The sequence below is a fragment of the Holdemania massiliensis genome (assembly GCF_022440805.1).
Classification (GTDB): Bacteria; Bacillota_I; Bacilli_A; order Erysipelotrichales; family Erysipelotrichaceae; genus Holdemania; species Holdemania massiliensis_A.
Genome location: NZ_JAKNTK010000001.1, coordinates 749669 through 769906 on the forward strand (window position 1 = coordinate 749669; position 20238 = coordinate 769906).

A 20238-nucleotide genomic window follows, 5' to 3' on the forward strand; every position below is an offset into this window, starting at 1 on the left:
ACAAAAGCAAGAATGTATTATACTGTATTATTAGAAATGATACAGATTGAAATTTTGATGATGATCGTAAAGGGGGAGAAGTATGGTAAAAAAGAGAATCGCGCTGCTGATCGTTCTGCTGCTTTTCTGCGGGTGCACATCCAATTCCAGCAGATCGGCAGAAAATTCTGCGGAGTCATGTACGATTGGGGAGGAGCTGCGGGTGCGGACGCTGGCCGAGGTCTGGTCCACGGCGAAATACGATTACGGTTATTGGGAACAATTATCTGAAATAGTGGATTGGGACGCTGCTTTTGAGCAATGTCTGCCGCTTGTGATGAACGCAAAAAATGATGATGAATATGTTGACTTAATGCGTGAGTTTACCGCTTTGCTGCATGATGGACATACGCATTACCGCCCGTTTCCGGGCTATGCCGCCAATAAGGGAAGTTTGCCGATCAAGCTGGAATATCTTAACGGAAGTCTTTATCTCGTTGGAAAAAACGCCAGTGTGGATCTGGAATTGGGCAGTGAACTGCTGCGCATCGATGAAGAACCGGCCTTAGATTATATCCTGGCTCATTATGGCAAATATGTTCCCGTTCTGACCGAACCCGCGCATACGCGCGAAACCGTGGAACAATTCAGGAATGATCAGATCGGAAAGAGCGTCACGCTTGAATTTCAAATGGAAGATCATTCTGTGAAGGCAATTCAGCTGGAATATGATAAACATAATCATGGGATCACGGATGAACTTTCAACGAAGACAGACTTTGATACACGATTGTATAACTCGAATACTTATACCGTCGCACCGATAAATGAGGATATTCTCTACATTGAAATCCGATCGTTTGCGAGCAGCGGCATGGACGATACCTTCACGAATATCATCCTGCCGCAGCTGGCCGAATACCGCGGCTGTATTCTTGATGTACGGCAAAACCCCGGCGGAAATTCTTATCATGGAGATGTAATCCTGCAGACCTTATCCAACGCGGGCGTACCGCCAACCACCGTCTTCAACTCAACATTTTATTCCATGATGGTTCCTTATGGTTCGGATAATTCAAATTATCAGGCGGATGATCGGACAAAATCTATGGCTCAGAAAATGATGAAGCATGCCTACTATGGAATTGACCAAGATTGTTCTGAATATGCCCTGAATCGAGCGGATTATTGGAATACGCTTGACGTGCCGATGACCTTATCTATGCCGGTCATTGTTTTGACCTCAGATCAAACTGGCTCCGCGGCGGATACGTTTGCGGCTAAAGCCAAGGTAATGGAGAATTTTACGGTGATGGGATTAACAACGCATGGCGCAACCGGGAATAATCATTCTGTGAAGCTTCCGGACGGCAGTTCTTATTCTTTGTCAGTGGATAATGTTTACAGTCCCGAAGGCTATTGTATCTGGAACCATGGGGCAATTCCGGATATTGAAGTCTGGCAGACGATCGAGGATTTAAAGAACCGGGAAGATACCGTGCTGAATACCGCAGTAGAAGTATTGCAGGAAACGCTGCGTAAAGCAGAGAGCTGAATGGAGATCAGGAAAGGACAGACGATGAAAAAGAAAATTCTATACTTAGCCTGTGTTCTGGTGCTGATGCTGACAGGCTGTTCGGCAAAGGAAACGCCGAATACCGAAAACCCGAAGAATCCATGCTCCCGGACAGTGGAGGAGCGGGTTGCGGTTTTATCTGAAATCTGGTCAACGGCGCAGTATTACTATGGCAACTGGATTGTAATGCCGGATGATTTTGACTGGGATGCAAAATACCATGAATTCTTACCCCGCATCATTCAGGCAGAAAATGATACGGATTATGTGAACTGCCTGCGGGAGTTTGTCGCGCTGCTTCAGGATGGACATACAGATTTCGTGCCGGCTTCCGATTTACAGCTGGATTCTGCTTTTCTGCCGTTTTCGCTGGTGGATCTGGATGGCCAGCTGATTCTGGACGGATCCTCAAGAAATTATGATGTTCCTTTAGGCAGTGAATTGATGGAAGTGGAGGGTCAGCCGGCATGGGATTATATTGAAGAACAGTTTGCGAAATATGTTCCGGTTTTGACAGAACCCGCCCGTCAGAGCGAAATGATAAAGCAGTTTTTGAAAGGTGAGAAGGGAACCGGGATTACGCTGAAATGGCTTACGCCTCAGGCTGAAACCTTGGAAGTTCAGTCCACCTATGAAGCCTCTGGAATGCAATACTTCAATCAGCTGAGTCCAACGCTGTCTGATAAAAAGCTGCTGCTCAGCGCCAGCCCATATATGGTTTATGAAATCAGTGAGGAACTTGTCTATGTGGAAATATCCACTTTTTTAGGACAAAGCTTTCAGCTCTATGAAAATCAGGTGATTCCAATTCTGGAAAACTATCAGGGCGTGATCCTGGATGTAAGAAACAATCACGGCGGCAATTTTACGAATGCGCTGACTATTCTGCAATCGTTTTCTGATCAACCAGTGCCTAATGGCTATTACTTTGACTCCGAATTCCATTCTTCGTTGGTTCCGTATGGATCGGAATCTGATCCTGTTTTTTACTCAGGAAGCGAGCTTAACCGTAAGGCAGCGCGCATGATGAAGCATCAATATTATGGTGCGGATGCCGATATTGAAACCTTGCTGGAACAACAGGAACCTGAACCCTATCCGATCCTGACTACTGCGTTTATGGATAAGCCTGTTGTCGTACTGACCTCTCAGTTTACAGCTTCGTCGGCGGAAAGCTTTGCGGCGACGGCGAAATTGATGGACAATTTTACCTTAATAGGGCTAAGAACCTATGGAATATCGGGGAATAACAATCGGGTCAACTTATCGGATGGAAGCTTCTATTCATTAACGGTCGATCTTTGTTTTACTCCGGATAAGCAACTGTTTTGGAATCAGGGCGTGCAGCCGGATATTGAAGTGAAAATGACGCTGGAGGATCTGCTTGAGGAAAAAGATACGGTTTTAATCGCCGCGATGGAAACCCTGCAGCGTCAGATTCAGGAGCGAACCGCAAGATGAGCCTGTTTACATTGGACCCGCGCAGCCGTCAGCCGATCTATGAACAGCTAAAGGAACAGATCGTGCGGTATATCAGCCTGAATGTTCTGCAGCCGGGGGATCGAATGCCTTCAGTGCGGATGTTGGCCCGCGATCTGGGAATCAATCCCAATACGGTTGTAAAAACCTATCAGGAACTGGAAGAAGAAGGAATTTTGGTCACTGAACCAAAACGGGGCTTCTTCGTCAGCGGAAGGGAAGTTCATAAGGTGCTGCAGCAGAAGCTGAAACTGCAGCTGCAGGAAGCGGTGCAAAGTTGTCAGGAAAGCGGAATTTCCGAAGTTGAAGTACAAAGATGGATTCATGAAATTTACAATGAGGGGGATCAATCATGTTAAGGGTGGAGAATTGCTGCAAAAGATATGATCAGCAAACGGTATTGGAGCATTGCAGCTTAGAGCTGTCTGCGGGAACGATTCTTGGGTTAATCGGGATAAACGGAGCGGGGAAGTCAACGCTGCTGCATTGCATCAGCGGTGCGGCTGTGATCGATGAAGGAACGATCACATGGCAGGATCAGACGATTCTTGATAATCCGCAGGTGAAACAGAAGCTTTTCTTAGTTCAGGATGAGCCGGTCTTTCCCTCAGCTGAAAACGGCCGGGAGCTGATCGCTTATCTGTCTTTGTTTTATCCAAACGCCGATTCAAGATTGTTCGACGAACTGTTAAAAGAATTAAAACTGGATTCAACCCAGCCGTTTTCCACATTGAGTAAGGGAATGAAGCGTCAGCTGTTAATGGCCGCAGGACTGGCGATGCATCCGCAGCTGATTTTGATCGACGAGGTGTTTGACGGACTGGATCCCGTTGCCCGGCGAATTCTGCAGGGACAGCTGGCGGCGCAGACGATTGATGAAGGCATGACCTCGATTTTAACTTCCCATCGTCTGCAGGATCTGGAGAATTTCTGTGATGAATATGCCCTGTTGGATCAGGGGAAGATTCTCCATCAGAATTCACTGCTTCAAATCCAGCAGGAAATGATCAAAGTCCAACTTGCTTTTGACCATCCGATTGATCCTGGTTTGTTTCAGGATTTTGAGGTGCTGAAACTGGAAATCCATTCACGGATGGCGCAGGTGATTCTGCGGGGAAAGCGGGAAGAAACGGAAAAGCGGCTGCAGAAATTCCATCCGGTACTGCTTGAACTGTTTGACTGTTCTTTGGAAGAAATTTTTCTGGCTCAGCTGCAAAAGCAGGAGGAACTGGCATGATCAACAAAAAATATTTAATGTACTTATTGAAACGTGATTTTCGCTTAGCCCTGTGTCTGTTGCTTTTTGACGGCATGATGATGCCGTTATTGGCGATCAATTTTCCCAGCCTGCTTAATCCCGATGCCAGTGGCTTCTTTAATTTGATCTTTACTTATTTGTTGATGATCATCGTCATTCTGGTGCAGCGTCAGCTGGGGTTTGTAACGAATCGAGCGGAAAAAGTCAGCTTAGGTCAATTGCCGATGACAAAAAGAAGCTTAATCTTTACTCGTTTGTGCGCGGGCGTGCTGATCTATCTTGTGCCTTTTCTGATCGCCTGGGTGGGTATGGGAATTTCATTTGTATTCAGTCAGGATGCGACGGGAATCAGTATTCTTCAATCCCTGATTCTATTGATTGGTGCCATGATCGTTGATTTAAGTTTCTGCAGTTTTGTTTTTTACCGCAGCCGCAATCATTTCCAGGCGCTGTTTACAATCTTAGTCTGGACGCTGGCCCCGGTATTCATTGTTTCAGCCTTGGTAGCCGTAATGAGAGCGACAGCGATTTATTGGCAGCAGTGTAATTTGTTTTTTAATATGCTGCATGACTTCGGAACGCTGACTGGCTTCTTTACCCAGGCGGCCAAGATCTTGATTCTGGACGGAAAGATTCCGGCTTTTCCAGTATGCCTGAGTTTGGACGGTTTGGCTGTCATTTTTAGTCTTTGGATTTTATTGAGGATTACAGAAAATAATAGTCAGAATGAGCATCGAACATTGACGCAGACCTCTTTGTTCAAACTCATGCCGGCACTGACGGCGGCCCCCTTATTGATCGTCAGTGCGATGACCGTGGCTAAGCTGCGTAATGCGCTCATTTTTATATCACTAAGCATTGTCTTGTATTTGTTGATCCAATTTATTTCAACGGCAAAAATCCAGTTTAACCGAAGAATGATCGGTATTTTGCTTCTGGAATTTCTGCTGATCCAGGGAGTGACCTGGTCATGGCGGTATACTGGCGGCTGGGGTATGACGCATGCGATTGAAGAAGGTTCGATTTTCTTTATTAATCGTTACTTTGGAATCGGAGAAAGAGAACCTTATTATCTGGAATTCTCTGTTAAGAAAACAGCGACGATGAGTGCAGAAAGCAAGAGCATCCTCGTCGAGGTTCAGCAGGAGGCAGAACAGCGATATCGCAGGCAGGGGCTAAAAGGAAGTACTGGATTTATCCAGATCGTTTATCGGCTGCAGGAGGATCAGGTTGGACTGATCATTCCTTATTATTCAGATCTGATTGAACCGCTGCTGGAAGAATTAAATGCACAGGGAACAGAGGTCAATACAATGATTAGAACAGAAAATCCATATCAGAATCATTCTTTCGAAATTGATAGTCTTAATGTTCAGATTTTCTAAAGGAATCATCAAGCTTTACTGCTTCTTATGGGGGTACTTATGAAAAAGAAAATATGGATCGTTTTATTTCTCTGCTTATTATCAGGCTGTGCGGTGAAGACTGAGGATTGTCAAATTCCCCTGGAAACGCGTATTCAAAGTGTTTCAGAAATGTGGCATTATGCAAAAAGTTATTATGGCAACTGGCAGCTGATTTCTCAAGCTGATTGGGATGACGCTTATTATGAAACCTTGGAAAAGGTGCGTACCAGCAAGACGGATTCAGAATACCGGTCTGTGATGCGGCAGTTCGGTACCCTGCTTCAGGATGGTCATTTTAATTTAACCTGGGAAAATGAACCGGAAGAAAAAGGAATACCGCTGCAGTTTACCGTTATCGAAGGAAATTTAATTGTGAGTGCCGCAGATTCTTTTTATACCAAGATTCCGGTTTCAAGTACTGTGAATCAAATTAACGGTCAGGATTGGTTAACCTATGCCGAAGAAACAATCGGAAAAGAAACCGGTATCCAAACGCCGGAAACACGTCAGCTAATCCTGGCTCAGCTGCTCTCCTATACAAAAGAAGAAGCGAAAGAGATCACTTTGGATTTGGTCACGCCTCAAGGAGAAACCCTGCATGAAACTCTGTCCTATCTCGATAAGGATGATCTGATTTTGTGGACAAACGCTGCTCAACTATCGCTGGATAAGTCAAAGAACAAATTTCTGACCTATCACACTTCCCCAACGATGATTGCGGCGATTTATCAAGACCGTATCGGATATATTTGTATTCAGTCTCTGAAAACAATCGACATCGCAGAAGAATTTGGAGAAGTCATGACCAAGGTAATCAAGGATTTGGATTTTTATGTTCTGGATATCCGAATGAATGCCGGCGGAAGCGGGACGGTGGCGAAAACGATTTTAAATTATTTTTATCCTGATGAAATTCCGGATCTAATCATGTATCATCAGGAAACGGACAGTTATGATGTGGGCGTGTTCTCTTCGCTTCAGGCAATGAATCTTTCATCGGAAGAAATTGGGGAGTCCTCTGAGTTGGATTATGATCGGCGCCGAGGTGAATTGATGGCTGAAAATCAATATTACACGGCTTCAGAAACATCTGTCGATATCAATACCGTTTCTCCTTTACCCAATGTGGCAATTCTGATTGGAAATCGCACAGGATCTGCTGCCGAAGATATGGCAGCTTATGCCCAGGCGATTGGCATTTCTTTAATTGGTGGGCATACTGCAGGGGCTACCGGTCAGGTCGCAATTCTCAGCCTGGCTGACGGGGCGAAAATGATGTTTTCCACAGTGCGTGTAGTTTCGCCTTGCGGACAAGATTTTCTTAATCAAGGGATTCAACCGGATTTCGAAGTGAAACAAACGCTGGAAGATTATAGGGAAGGAATCGATACGATGCTGGCCTATGCTTTAAACTTTGCGGAAAAACAAATAGAACCGTGATGAAGGCATGCCAGAAAAGCTGATCGTTAAGCACTGAAATACAGCTTCCCCGTTGACAAACGGCTTGGAAATGCTATAATCTAAACGATTATTTGCGCGATGAACAGAGGAGTAATCCGAGACGAAGCAGACAGAGAGTTCCTGGCTGGTGAAAAGGAATGTGCCAAGTGCGGATGAATAAAGACTGGGAGCGGCAACGCAGACCTGCGTTATGGGCAGACTGATGAATCAGTTACTAAGATGATTAAAGTGATTTAATCATGAATTAGGGTGGTACCACGATGATAACTCTCGTCCCTATCGGGTTTGAGAGTTTTTTTATGGAACAAAGGAGGAAAAGAAAATGGAACAGAAGTTATCCGAACAAGAACTGGTTCGCCGTCAGAAGATGGAAGAACTTCGGGCAAAAGGCATTGATCCGTTTGGACATGCGTTTGCGCGGACACATCGTTCCGCACAGCTGCGGAGTGAATATGGAGAATTAAGCCAGGAGGATCTGGAAGAGAAAAAAATCCCATGTGCGATTGCTGGCCGCATCATGACCAAGCGCCGGATGGGCAAGCTGGGATTTATGCATTTGCAGGATCGCGATGGCCAGATTCAGGTTGTCGTCAATAAGGGGATTGTCGGTGAGGAAGTCTATGAGCTGTTTAAAGCAGCGGATCTGGGCGATATCGTCGGGATTGAAGGCTATGTCTGCAAGACGAATACCGGTGAATTATCCGTTAAAGCTGAGAAATTTGAGCATCTGACCAAGGCACTGCGCCCGCTGCCGGAGAAGTTCCACGGTTTACAGGATGTTGAAGAACGCTTCAGAAGACGGTATGTCGATTTAATTATGAATGAAGACAGCCGCAAGATCGCGATGCTGCGGCCAAGAATCATCCGCGCTGTCCAGCATTATCTGGATGGTCAGGGATTGATGGAAGTCGAAACGCCGGTGCTGCAGCCGATTTTAGGCGGCGCCGCGGCCCGTCCGTTTGTCACTCATCACAACACGCTGGATATGGATTTCTATCTGCGCATTGCAACAGAGCTGCCGTTAAAGCGTTTGATTGTCGGCGGGCTGGAAGGCGTCTATGAAATTGGCCGTCTGTTCCGCAACGAAGGCATGGATCCGAAACACAATCCGGAATTTACGACGGTGGAAGCGTATGTTGCCTACAGTGATATTGAAGGCATGATGGCGCTGAATGAAGGTCTGTTTGAAAGTGTTGCCATGGAAGTCTTCGGCAAGACCGATTTCACATTGGGCGATAAGCCGATTTCCTTAAAGGCTCCGTACAAGCGCTGGCATATGGTGGATGCGGTCAAAGAAGTCACCGGTGTGGATTTCTGGAAGGAAATGAGTGTTGATGAAGCGCTGGCACTGGCGAAAGAACATGGTGTTGAAGTTCAGCCGCATGAACGTACTGTCGGTCATATCATCAACCTGTTTTTTGAACAGTTCTGTGAGGAAAAGATTACCCAGCCGACCTTCGTTTATGGTCATCCGGTTGAAATCTCACCGCTGGCTCGCAAGAATGCGAAAGATCCGCGTTTTACCGATCGCTTTGAGCTGTTGATCTACGGCACGGAATATTCCAATGCGTTCAGCGAACTGAATGATCCGATTGATCAGCGTCAGCGTTTTGAAGAACAGCTGAAACTGAAAGAAATGGGCGATGCGGAAGCCAGCGAAATGGATGTTGATTACGTAGAGGCGCTGGAATATGGTCTTCCGCCAACCGGCGGCATTGGAATCGGCATTGACCGCTTCGTCATGCTTTTGACAGGTCAGGAGTCGATTCGCGAAGTCTTGTTGTTCCCGCACATGAAAAACCGCAACGATTAATACTAATTTAGAAAAGAGAAAGAAAAGTACCGAGCAGGATGATTATAAAATCACCAGGAGGTACTTTTTATTTGTTTGTTCTAATACAATTCTTAAAGAACCGTTTGCCCATATTGGACTAATCCTATTAAATGGATAAGTAAGACGAACAATCACAAAAAAATCAGAAAGAACTTGAATCTGATCGCAATCTATTAGAAACTAACATCAGGAAGATGGAATGAATTCTAATCAGGAAATTCAATCCCGTGGATAGGAGCAGAAAAGATGAATTTGGAATGGACGGAAACCGGTAAAATTACAAAATGTGTTTTTCACCAGGGAGAAGCAGTACACTTCCGTTTGGATGAATATGGCGGGCCTGCCTGGCAGTGCCGCCTGGGGGAGGAGCTGCGGACTTCCACCTCGCCGCGGTATAAAGACGGCTGGTTTAAAGAAGCCTTTTTTGGCGTTGAGCTGCGGCATCGGATCAAGATGGAAGGGGAGTGTCTGATCATCGAAGCCGAAGCAGAGAATCAAAGCTCACAGACAATGCCGCTGGATCAGCTGGGTTTAAGAATCGGATTGGACTGCAGCATGGAAAGTTATCCACAATGGGATACGGTATTTGCGCCGACAGTGCTGCGTTGCGAGAAGACGTATTTCTGGGGTCTGTTAAAAAGTCCGCGCGGGCGTCAGATCGCAGTGTACAGTCCTGATCCGATTGCCAGCTGGCATTTGGATTACAACCGCTTTTTCGCCGATGGTGGTCACCGCATCCTGACCTTCTGTCTGGATTTTATGCAGAGCGGAAAGCTGCCGCCGCGGCATCCGCAGTCGTTGCCGTTAGAGCCGGGAGAAATTCGGCGCTGGCGGGTTGAGCTGACGGAACTAAGCGGCGAGCAAACCCTGAAATGTTGGCTGGCGGAAAAAGGCGTGCCGGTATTTGCGGGTGAACGATGGAGTGCAGAATGCGGAAGTTCATTGATATTTCAGCTGTTGTCTGCAACGGAACCCACACTCATGGCGGAAGGTGTGCTGGTGAATTGCCAGCTACAAGAGCCGGGCGTCTATGCCGTGACGCTGCAGTCAGATCAGCCGCGGGAAATTCGTCTGATCGCCGAGAATGGGCAGCATCAGAGTGAAGCCTGGGTTCAGTTTATTCACCCTTGGCAAACGATCATGGAGGAAGCCGCCAATCAGGTGCTGCTCCAACCGCAGAAAATGGGAACTCATTGCGAAAGCTGGTATGGTTTGTTTACCGGCGCGCTGGCGATTGTGCATGATTTAAACTTTGACCGTGAGGCTTATTATCAGAAAGTCCGCGAACTCATTCCGCTGGGCTTTGATGTGGAAAAAGGGTGTCCGATCGTTCATCCCGGACGGATTCAGAACACGGCCTGCATGATCGGTTTGTTAGCGGATCTGAGCATGGCAGCTCAGGACCGCAGACCGCTGGTGCTGGGAGCCAAGCTGGCGGATTGGCTGATTGAACACAGCCAGCGTGCTGATGGTGCTTTCTGCAATGGCAAGGGCAAGCATTACACCAGTGTGATCTATATTGCCAAAAGTATCCTGGAGCTAGTTCTGGAAGAACGCAAACAGCCCGAAGCCTTCTGGCAGCAGTGTGCTCAGCGCCATTTTGAAGCTGCGAAACGGGCGATTGATGAGCTGGCGCTGCACCGTGATAACATTGAAACCGAAGGCCAGGCCACGCTGGAAGATGGCATGCTGACATGTTCCGTGGCTCAGCTGACAATGCTGGCAAGACTGCTGGATCCGGATCAACGTCAACCGTATATCGAAGCGGCCGAGGCTTTGGTTGAAAAACACCGCTGTTTAGAACGAACCGCGGTAGCGGACAGCCGCTGCACTCAGACGACACTCAGATTCTGGGAAGCTCAGTACGATGTTCTCATCATGGGCAATATGATCAATTCTCCGCATGGCTGGAGCGCGTGGAAAGTTTACGGGATCCTGGATCTGTATCTGCTAACGGGGAAACGGGAATATCTGATCGACGCGATGAATACGCTGATGAGCTGTGTCAGCCTGCTCGATGTGGAAAAGAAAACGCTGAACTGGGCGTTTGTGCCGGATCCGCATCGGGAAGTCATGGCCTTTGTCAGCGATCCGCAGCAGCCGGGAAAAGGCAAATTTGTAAAGCAGACGATTGCTGAAGAACGCGTGGCGATGATCAGCCGCTGGTACCGTGCTCCGGAAGAGACCGCGGTGTTCGGTTATCTGGGCAGCTGGCCGGATGTTTCTACCGATCAGGGCGGCTGCTGCGACAATGACGTGCATGAGATTTTTAAATGTGCGGAGGAAGTCATTTTAACGAAAGCTTATGTGCATGAAGAAATAGACAGCTGGGATGCTTTTCACTGCACGGCAGAAAATACCGCGGAAGGTCTTGTGATCCGGCCGCGCGAAGCACTGGTTGATCAGGTTCATGTTTTGCTTTCCTCTGAAAAGAAAGTGACCGTCGAATTTGCTTCAGGCACAGTAACCGTCATCCTGCAGCGCGGATGGATTGAGGCGGATGGAACGGTAAGGGCAGATTAAAGAAACAAATGGGAACTGGATTAACAGATATAAGCCAGTCCGGTTTTCAAAACTGAAAGTCGAATTAAGGCAAGATGCGGGATCATCGAAGGAAAGAAGGCAGACGATGAGATGGAAATGGAAGATTGGATTGATTGTCAGCCTGTTGTTAGTCAGCGGATGTGCAAAATCAACTTTGCCGTCCGCTGCCTCGCCGCTGACGCTCGTCATTGCGACGGATCTGCATTATCTGGCACCTGAGCTGCATGATCAGGGCGAACGCTTTCAGCGATTAATCGAGGAAAGTGACGGGAAGCTGACAGCCGAGAGTGAATCCATCGTAGATCAATTTATCCAGAAGATGCTGCTGAAGAAACCTCAGGCCGTAATTTTAAGCGGCGATCTGACATTCAATGGGGAAAAGCTCAGCCATCAAAAACTGGCGCAGAAGCTTCAGCGATTAACCGAAGCCGGGATCGATGTCTGGGTCATTCCCGGCAATCACGATTTAAACAATACCTCGGCGGCTTCATTCAGTCAGGATCAGGTCCGGCGCGTGGAGTCGGTCAGTGCCGCAGAGTTTTCCGCAATCTATCAGAATCTGACGAACCGGAAAGTGATCAGTCAGGATCCGAATTCGCTGAGCTGCCTTGTTCCAATTGCCGAAGATCTGACACTGTTGCTGCTGGATGCCAACAGTGAAGCCGCACCGGGAGTGATCAGCGAATCGACTCAGCAGTGGATTCAAGCTCAGCTTGAACAAGTCCAGGCTGAAAAGCAAACCGTCATCTCGGTCAGTCATCAGAATCTGGCAGAGCATACGACGCTGTTTTCCTCTGGCTTTACGATACAAAATGCCGATGAAGTCAGAGTACTGCTGAAAGCTGCGGATGTTCGCGTTCATTTCAGCGGCCACATGCACATCCAGCACATTCAGAAGCAGGAGGGAATAACGGATATCGCAACCTCCTCGCTTTCCGTATCGCCGCTGCAGTACGGCTTAATCACATTGGATGAAGACCGCACGCTGCATTATCAAACGCAGAGGCTGGCTCATCCTGAGTTAAAAGCGAAAGCCAAACAATGCTTCGAGCAGACAACCCATAGGCAAGTTCAGCGTGGTCTGGCTGACTCATCCCTGTTCCCGCAGGAACAAGCCGCCATGATCGAATTGGCGGTCAGGATGAATAATGAAATCTTTGATGGAACGCTGGCTGACAATTTCGCAGCCATCCTGCAGGATCCAGCTTGGCGGCTGTGGAAAAATCAAGCCGGAAGCTTATTCTTCAGTCAATATCTGCAGGCGATGGTGAAGGAAGCCCAGCCGAATCAGAACAAAATCACGCTGGTATTGCGTTGAGGAGAACCCAATCCACAAGACTTTCAACGGAATACGAATCAGAGGAATTTTTATGTTCCTTTTCATCTCTGGGCAGCGCTTGGGAAACTGCGTCACTTCTCTGTTAAACAAAAAATGCAAGGATGTGATGTATTTATCTTATTCAATGATTGACATTCCTATAATAAGTGATATATTTGTCTTATTAAGAGATAAATATATCTCGTGGAGGAACTTTGATGAATAAAAAATCGATGTTTCGCTGGCTGATGGCCGGCGGTGTTATCCTGTTGATCGTCTTGCTTTCCTGTGCTTATTCCGTCTTTGAAAATGAAAGCCGCTTGGTAGCGCCCATGGATTTTTCCACCTACCAATTTCGGGTAAAAGATTTACCGATGTTAATCTCAATTCCTCTGCTTATCGTTTACATTCTGGCATTGGTCGTGCGGCTGTTTCTTGCTTTAAAGCAACAGCGTCTGCAGGATCAGCCGGGGTATACGCGCCGCGTGGATCAGCGGTTCGGATTGTTCGGTTTCTTTGGTTTTCTCGGTTTTCTCGGTTTCTGGAGCTATGCAAGCCAACGTGTGATCTTCCCATTTTTCTTCTTTGTATTCTTTGGTTTTTTCGGTTTCTACTACGAAGGAAAAATGTCGGGAACACTGGCGGATGAAATGTTTGAGGAGCATCGCATAAAAGCGCAGCTGAAAGCCTATAAGGTGGGAATGAGTCTGATCTTTGTGATCCTGTGGCTGGTCGGCTTCGGTTTGTTTAACCGGCAGTTAGATTATGTAGCGATTTACCTGACGATCGGGATTTCACTGGCGTATGCCGTCACGTTGTTTTTAAGCGAGTACCTGTTGTACCGCTACGAACACCAGGAGTAGGATCATGCCGGAATTTATTTGTCAGCTAAAGCAATACCGTGCTGCGAAAGGGTTGACGCAGCAGCAGCTGGCTGATTTAGTGCATGTCCGCCGGGAAACGATCATGCGTTTAGAAAAAGCGCAGTATAATCCCTCGCTGAAATTGGCGATTGATATTTCGCGGGTTGTGGAACAGCCGATTGAGAAAATATTTATCTTTGATTGATAAAATCAGCTTGAGTCAGACGCGGCGTCCGGGTTTATACTGAAGCTGCGAGGTGAAGAAAATGCGAATTAATGAAGCAGCGGAACAGCTGGGTCTGAGCCAGCGGGCAATAAAATATTACGAAAAGGAGGGTTTGCTGAAAGTCGGACGCGATGAAAACGGCTATCGCAATTACTCCCAACAGGATTTGGATCAACTGAAAAAAATCTCACTGTACCGCAGACTGGGGATTGGCGTGAAGGATATCGAAAATTTGTTAAAAAGCGAAGATTCTTCGCGTCTGCGGGAGATTCTGATCCAAAAACAAAATCAGCTGCATCAGGATCACATGCAGATGCAGGCTTTGGAAAAATATCTCAGTGAAGGAGATCTGGATGAGGCGCTGCAGACGATTGATTATGAAACGATTGCGCAGGCGATGCAGGATATGTTTCCGGGCTTTACTGGTTACTATTTCATGCACCACTTCATGCCGTATCTGCAGATCCAGATCACAACGCCCCAGCAGCAGGCCGCCTATCAGCGGATTCTGGCTTTTTGGGATTCCGTCTCGATTAAAATTCCGCTGTTTATGCGTCTGACCTCATTTGTGCAATACAAGCTGAGCGGGGAAAAAGCGTTCAGTCAGGCTGAACAGATGGACAATCAGATGAAGCAGATGATCGAGCTCAGCGATCAGGATTACGAGAAACTGAAAAAACAAGTTATGCAGGGAGTCAAACTGAAAACAAGCTTTCCGATGAAATATCATCCTGCCTTTATCGCTCAGCGTAAATTTATGAAACAGCTGCAGGACTGCGGCTACAATGATATTTTCATTCCCAGCATGATTGCCCTGTCGCCTGCCTACAAGACCTATCATGAAGCGCTGGATCGTGTGAATCAGCGGATATGCGAGGATCTGGGGCTGTACTACAATACCCGCTATGAGCTTGTGTATAAAAAGAAGGCGAAGTCCGCGGATCAATGTGAGGAAAGCAAGAATCAGCTTTAAATCAGAATCCAGAAAATCAGAAATCGGAGGCAGCGGGAAATTCCTGAACTGAGATCCGATTTTTTCCTTTATATTCAAATGAAAAAGCCAATGGACATTTGACCCAGCATAACACTATCAAATTTATTGTTTTTCCTAAAAAAAGCTTGACCTGGAGCCAGCTTCAGGTGTTAATCTAATAGAGAACAGAAGAAGGGGGATTGCAATGAAAGAAAAAACACCGCTGATCGTGGTGATCGACGGACAAGGCGGGATGATCGGCCGAAAATTGTGTGATCGGCTGTTGGAGTGCAATCCTGAGCTGAATCTGTTGGCACTGGGCACAAACAGCACTGCGACTTCAACGATGCTGAAAGGGAAAGCGCGGCAGGGCGCAACCGGAGAGAACCCGGTGTTAGTCGCTGCCCGGCGGGCGGCGGTGATTGCTGGTCCGGCTTCCATTGTTGTGGCTGATTCCATGCTGGGTGAAATCACCCCGAAGATGGCAGCGGGGATCGGACAGAGCGATGCGGAGAAGGTCTTAATCCCTTTAAACCGCTGCGGAATTCTGATTGCTGGGGTTCAGGATTGTTCCGTCGACGAGCTGATTGAAAAGGCTGTCGGCCTGATCTTGGAAACGATTGCTGTTTGATGTTTTTGGCAGAAGCTGAAATGTCGTTCCAACCAGAAACAAAAAGCGAATGCGGAAATCACGAAGGTTTCCATGCGGCAGAGCACTGTTGTTTTTGAGTAGGAGAAAACAAAGATGAAAAACACAAGACACTTGATTATTACGGCTTTATGTATGGCTTTAGGCGTTGTTCTTCCGATGGCCTTTCACGTCATTCCCAATGCTGGCAGCGTAATGCTGCCGATGCACATTCCGGTTTTGCTTTGCGGTCTGATCTGCGGTCCGATCCTAGGCTTGATCTGCGGAATTTTTACTCCGGTGCTGTCGTCCTTAATCACCGGGATGCCAGGTCCGGCGTATCTGCCAAGCATGATCTGTGAGCTGGCAGTTTATGGCTTGCTTGCCGGAATCATGATCAAACTGATGAAGACGGAAAAACCAATGATCAATCTGTATGCCGCGCTTGTCACCGCGATGATTGGCGGACGAATCGTTTATGGATTGATGAACGCTCTGATTTTCAGAGCTGGGGCGTATTCCATTCAAATGTGGATGACGGCGTCCTTCGTAACGGCGCTGCCGGGTATTCTTCTGCAGCTGCTGATTTTGCCGGCTGTGGTTTATGCCCTGCAGAAGGCGAAGCTGGCGTGAGTGAGCTGACGGACATCCTGCTTTGGCATGCCGCGCATTATCCCTCCATGCAGCCGCAGGATGCGGTCAAGCTGATTTATCAGAATGAATTCGGCTGCGAACATCTGATTGGCGATTCACAGGGAATGCTGGAATTTCTCAAGCAGGAGATCGAGGCGAATTCGGATCGTCACCGCGGGCGGCCATGGGATGAACTTGGTAGCGGTCTGGTGCGGTTGCATTTAGCCGGATTAAAACCGATTCAGGCCGAAGCCATTTTTGACGCTATGCAGCAGACGGCTCAGCTGCATCAAGGCCGTGAAGTTTCATTTCAAATGAAGCTGAAAGAATTGGAGAGCTTGACACAATTAGGAAAAATGCCGTTTGATGAACGGACATGGAAAGCTTGGCTAACGAATTATCCAGGCGGATCAGTACATCATTCCGACATTTATCGGCGTCAGGAACATCCGGCATACAGAGTGATTTTACAAGCTTACGCAATCGATTTAGCCCGTTTGTAAAATAACAGGTCTATTCTTTTCCTAGGAGCTTTGTCAATCGGAATTCAAAGAGAAACAGGTTCAGCGGATAACATCGCTGAACCTGTTTTGAATTGTCAGGACAGAACTGAAAAGGAACGGTATAATGGAATTCGAGTACCAGATGAGCCTGAGTTCTCATGGACAAAGGTTTGATAAGAAGGAAGAGAGGGGAAAACAATGAAGGTATTGGAAGATAAAAAATGGATTCAGGGAAAATGGATTAAGAATCAGGAATGTTCAGATTCAGAACTAAGAAAAATAATGGATGTTTTTACAGATTTGTTGCAGCGCAAAAAGACGATGGTCTGTTCCTATCCTTCCCAATCGGGAATGATTATTTCCAAAGCGGTGTATATCAACTTTGTTGAAAATGGGAAGGAAATCTGGATAAATACCGATGAAAGCGCGGAATTCTGTCAGTATTTAAAGTCGAACAAGCAAGTGACCGGTTTTATTTTTGATGAGGAATCGGTCTGCGGAGTGATGCTGCAGGGGCAGGCGGAGTTTGAGCAGCGGGAAGCGTATATTAGAAAATCATGGCGAAGTGAGCTGAACGAGTGGTAACCAGAGGGAATGTTCGGCGGTGATTTCAAAGTCATTCATTTTACAATCAATCGGATCAAAGTCTTCTTTGATTCCAGAGAAACTTTTATACAGCTTGGGCAGGAAGCTTAGAATCACAGGCTGATTTCTAGGAGTGCCTGAAAGAATCGTGGATTCTTAATACGAATCAGCTTTATTAAAAACGATTTGGTAAAATCTCTAAATGTGTCTTGCATTAATTATACGCATATGTATAATTATCTATATAAACATGCACGGCGTATAATTGTGAAAAAAAGATTATGCTGAGCATGGATAGGGAGGAAAAGATGAAAAAGTTGATTCAAATTGTTTTGGCAGGAATGTTGTTTTTCAGTATGACGGCCTGTTCTCAGCCAGCAAGTTCCACTGGATTAAAAGATGGAACATACACTGTTGTCACCAAAGGGATGGACGAGGGACTGACGCTGGACGTCACCTTCGCGGAAGGGAAAATTGCCGAGGTCAAAGTCGTTTCGCATAACGAAACGGCTGGCGTCAGTGATCCGGCGATTGAACGGATGCCGGAAATGATCGTAACGAATAACAGCGTGAATGTCGATGCGGTTGCCGGGGCCACCATGACTTCCAACGGTATTCTTGACGGCGTCAAAAAAGCAATCGAGGAAGCCGGCGGAAAAGTGGAAGATTTCAATACCGCGGCAGATCAGACAGCGAAACAGGAAGAAGTGACGATGGAAGCTGACGTGGTTATTGCCGGCGCGGGACTGGCAGGTCTGACAACCGCGGTTTCCGCTGCTGAAAATGGATTGGATGTTATCGTTGTTGAGAAGATGCCGCGGGTCGGCGGAAGCCTGGCTCTGGCCATGGGCTCTTTCTTCAGCGTCAACAGCGAGATCGCAAAAGCAGCTGGGGTTGAAGACAGTAAGGAACATATGATGGATATCTGGCATCAGATTGCGGAATATGGCCCGGATGCTCCGGATCAATATCCGAATTTTGACCGGATCAGCTATATTCTGGATGAAACCGGTCCGCAGCTGAGCTGGCTGCAGGATCATGGCGTACAGTTTAACAACGTCATTCCTAGTGTCGGAACTCATCCGGTGATGATCACGACGGATAACGGCGCAGCCGTTGCCGAAAAACTGGAAGCGGCGGCGAAAGCAGCGGGGGTTCAGATTCTGACAGATACACCGGCGCTCGAACTGATTACAGAAGAGGGCAAAGTTGTCGGACTGAAAGCCGCATCGACGACGCAGAATCTTACGATCAAGGCTCCGAGCGTTGTTTTGGCAACCGGCGGTTTCGGCAATAATCTGGAACTGATGGATGAATTGATTCCGCAGTTCAATGGTTCGCATTTACAGACGGCGGTCGGAAACGTCGGCGACGGCCTGGCGATGGCTGAAGCCGTCGGCGGTGTCGTTTATGATCACTGCTGGGCTTTGGTCACAGGCATTACGGTCAGTCCGGCCTTCTTGGGCGCTGCTGCGGAAGCGGCAACGATCAATCTGGCGAACAAAGCAATGGTCGATCAGACTGGCAAACGGTATGTCAGTGAAGTAAGTGATCTTTCGGTTGTTCCGAATGCTTTGGCAAAACGCGAAAGCAAGAGCTTTGTCCTGTGCGACAGCAGTGATCCGGAAACTGTTAAAATTCTTGAACAGGGTTTAACAAGCGGCGCTGTGTTCAAGGCCGATACGATTGAAGAACTCGCAAAGGCAGCGGAAATTGACGCGGTGGCGCTGCAGGAAACCTTTGACCGCTACAATGCTTCTGCCGCAGCGGGTGTTGATGAAGAATTTGAAAAGCCGGCAGACAGCCTGATCGCTTATGGCGAAGGTCCGTATTATGCAGTTCAATGCGTTGCCGATATTATCGGAACTTACGGCGGCGTGAAGACCGATTTTGATTCGCACGTTCTGGATAAGGACGGCAATCCCATTGAAGGTCTGTATGCGCTGGGCGAAATGTCAAACCGCGAATATTACAATGAAGCCTATATGGCCTGCGCTTCTTTGACCATGTACTCCACAGTTGGCCGTCTGCTGGGACAGAATTTAGCGACTCAGGCAAAATAACACGCTAGGAAAATTCAGAAAATCTGGCAAAGACTTCAAATCTATTCCCGGCTGTTGCCTGGACTGAAGTCTTTGCCGCTTCCAATCAAATAGAATAAAGGAAAAACAGCGGTAGTTTAAGATGGAACGCTGTTTTTCTGTTAGCAGCCGAATGAATAGCTTTTTCAACATAGACTTTCATGATCGTCCTTGACCAATTCGGTTCCCTCAGCTAAGATAAGCTCAGATGGGTCTTAAACCTAATCCAATATATTAAGCTGAGGAAACCATGAAATGGAGGAATCATGATGGGTGAAAGAATGCTCGACAAGCTGAATACACCGACGTTTGAGGAAATGGCAGAAACCTGCGGTAAAAGCCGTGCGTTGTTTATTCAAATCAATGAATGGCTGTCTGCCGTCTGCGGTACGGCACAGACAATCTGTTTTCCCTATGGGAATCACTACGGCTGGGCAGTCGCTCATAAAAAGAAGAAAAAACTAATCTGCAATGTCTTTGCGGAAACAGATTCGTTGACGGTGATGCTACGCTTATCGAATGAACAATTTGCGCAGATCTATGATCAGGTTGAACAGGAAACGCAAGCCTGCATTGACAAGAAATATCCTTGTGGGGACGGCGGTTGGCTGCATTATCGGGTTACCAATGAAGCTCAGTTTCACGATGTTCAGAAGATGCTGGAATTGAAATGCACAGCGTAGCGGATTTCAAGTGTTTACAAGTAAAGAGGTCGGTCTGAGGAAATCGGCGCTGAATGAAATGCGGAACCTGCGGGCTGAGGTAAAATAAACCAGTGAAGGATCAATAACAGCGCTGCAGATTTAAAATTAATCAGGCCAGGGATGCTCTAATCCATTCGATCAAAATAAAGAAAAAATATTCTTTTATCATTTTACAATAAAAAAGCTT

Annotated in this window: 18 protein-coding genes and 1 other annotated feature; all 18 genes read left to right on the forward strand. The window is 47.1% G+C overall.

The annotated features are described in order from the left end of the window. The first annotated feature begins 82 nt into the window (after positions 1-82). The 18 genes from MCG46_RS03445 (at position 83) to MCG46_RS03530 (ending at position 20030) form a co-directional block, all read left to right on the forward strand. Positions 83-1534, forward strand: coding sequence for a S41 family peptidase (locus tag MCG46_RS03445; RefSeq protein ID WP_240277663.1), 1452 nt, complete (start codon positions 83-85; stop codon positions 1532-1534). Beyond that, positions 1535-3016: a S41 family peptidase gene (locus MCG46_RS03450; protein ID WP_240277665.1), complete on the forward strand. Its 1482-nt coding sequence runs from the start codon at positions 1535-1537 to the stop codon at positions 3014-3016. Further along, entirely contained in the window at positions 3013-3393 is a 381-nt protein-coding gene (locus MCG46_RS03455) for a GntR family transcriptional regulator (protein ID WP_240277667.1), read from the forward strand. The genes MCG46_RS03450 and MCG46_RS03455 overlap by 4 nt, the downstream gene beginning before the upstream one ends. Continuing rightward, positions 3387-4271, forward strand: coding sequence for an ATP-binding cassette domain-containing protein (locus tag MCG46_RS03460; protein WP_240277668.1), 885 nt, complete (start codon positions 3387-3389; stop codon positions 4269-4271). Before MCG46_RS03455 ends, MCG46_RS03460 begins: the two co-directional genes overlap by 7 nt. Further along, positions 4268-5677, forward strand: coding sequence for a hypothetical protein (locus MCG46_RS03465; RefSeq protein WP_240277669.1), 1410 nt, complete (start codon positions 4268-4270; stop codon positions 5675-5677). The genes MCG46_RS03460 and MCG46_RS03465 overlap by 4 nt, the downstream gene beginning before the upstream one ends. Before the next feature lie 39 nt (positions 5678-5716). Then, on the forward strand, positions 5717-7138 hold the full coding sequence (locus tag MCG46_RS03470) for a S41 family peptidase (RefSeq protein WP_240277670.1): 1422 nt from the start codon (positions 5717-5719) through the stop codon (positions 7136-7138). Between the two features lie 90 nt (positions 7139-7228). Further along, positions 7229-7440 (forward strand) — a binding site (T-box leader). 41 nt (positions 7441-7481) lie between these two features. Beyond that, positions 7482-8972 carry a lysine--tRNA ligase gene (gene lysS / locus MCG46_RS03475; protein WP_240277671.1) on the forward strand — a complete coding sequence of 497 codons (1491 nt, stop codon included), beginning with the start codon at positions 7482-7484 and terminating at the stop codon, positions 8970-8972. A 267-nt stretch (positions 8973-9239) separates the two neighbouring features. Next, complete coding sequence (locus MCG46_RS03480; protein WP_240277672.1) at positions 9240-11516, forward strand: hypothetical protein; 2277 nt, start codon at positions 9240-9242, stop codon at positions 11514-11516. 106 nt (positions 11517-11622) lie between these two features. Next, positions 11623-12855 (forward strand): metallophosphoesterase, encoded by a 1233-nt coding sequence (locus tag MCG46_RS03485; protein WP_240277673.1) that lies wholly within the window; start codon positions 11623-11625, stop codon positions 12853-12855. Positions 12856-13073: 218 nt separating this feature from the next. Further along, positions 13074-13718: a DUF3796 domain-containing protein gene (locus MCG46_RS03490; protein WP_240277674.1), complete on the forward strand. Its 645-nt coding sequence runs from the start codon at positions 13074-13076 to the stop codon at positions 13716-13718. Between the two features lie 4 nt (positions 13719-13722). Beyond that, entirely contained in the window at positions 13723-13923 is a 201-nt protein-coding gene (locus MCG46_RS03495) for a helix-turn-helix transcriptional regulator (RefSeq protein ID WP_240277675.1), read from the forward strand. A gap of 61 nt (positions 13924-13984) precedes the next feature. Continuing rightward, positions 13985-14917, forward strand: coding sequence for a MerR family transcriptional regulator (locus tag MCG46_RS03500; RefSeq protein ID WP_240277676.1), 933 nt, complete (start codon positions 13985-13987; stop codon positions 14915-14917). Between the two features lie 205 nt (positions 14918-15122). Beyond that, positions 15123-15548, forward strand: a complete 426-nt coding sequence (locus MCG46_RS03505) for a DUF3842 family protein (protein WP_240277679.1) — start codon at positions 15123-15125, stop codon at positions 15546-15548. Positions 15549-15662: 114 nt separating this feature from the next. Further along, complete coding sequence (locus MCG46_RS03510; protein WP_240277681.1) at positions 15663-16178, forward strand: ECF transporter S component; 516 nt, start codon at positions 15663-15665, stop codon at positions 16176-16178. Beyond that, positions 16175-16681: a hypothetical protein gene (locus MCG46_RS03515; protein WP_240277683.1), complete on the forward strand. Its 507-nt coding sequence runs from the start codon at positions 16175-16177 to the stop codon at positions 16679-16681. Before MCG46_RS03510 ends, MCG46_RS03515 begins: the two co-directional genes overlap by 4 nt. A gap of 198 nt (positions 16682-16879) precedes the next feature. Beyond that, on the forward strand, positions 16880-17266 hold the full coding sequence (locus tag MCG46_RS03520; protein WP_240277684.1) for a hypothetical protein: 387 nt from the start codon (positions 16880-16882) through the stop codon (positions 17264-17266). A gap of 308 nt (positions 17267-17574) precedes the next feature. Further along, entirely contained in the window at positions 17575-19329 is a 1755-nt protein-coding gene (locus MCG46_RS03525; RefSeq protein ID WP_240277686.1) for an FAD-dependent oxidoreductase, read from the forward strand. 287 nt (positions 19330-19616) lie between these two features. After that, entirely contained in the window at positions 19617-20030 is a 414-nt protein-coding gene (locus tag MCG46_RS03530) for a DUF3788 domain-containing protein (RefSeq protein ID WP_240277687.1), read from the forward strand. Positions 20031-20238 lie beyond the last annotated feature (208 nt).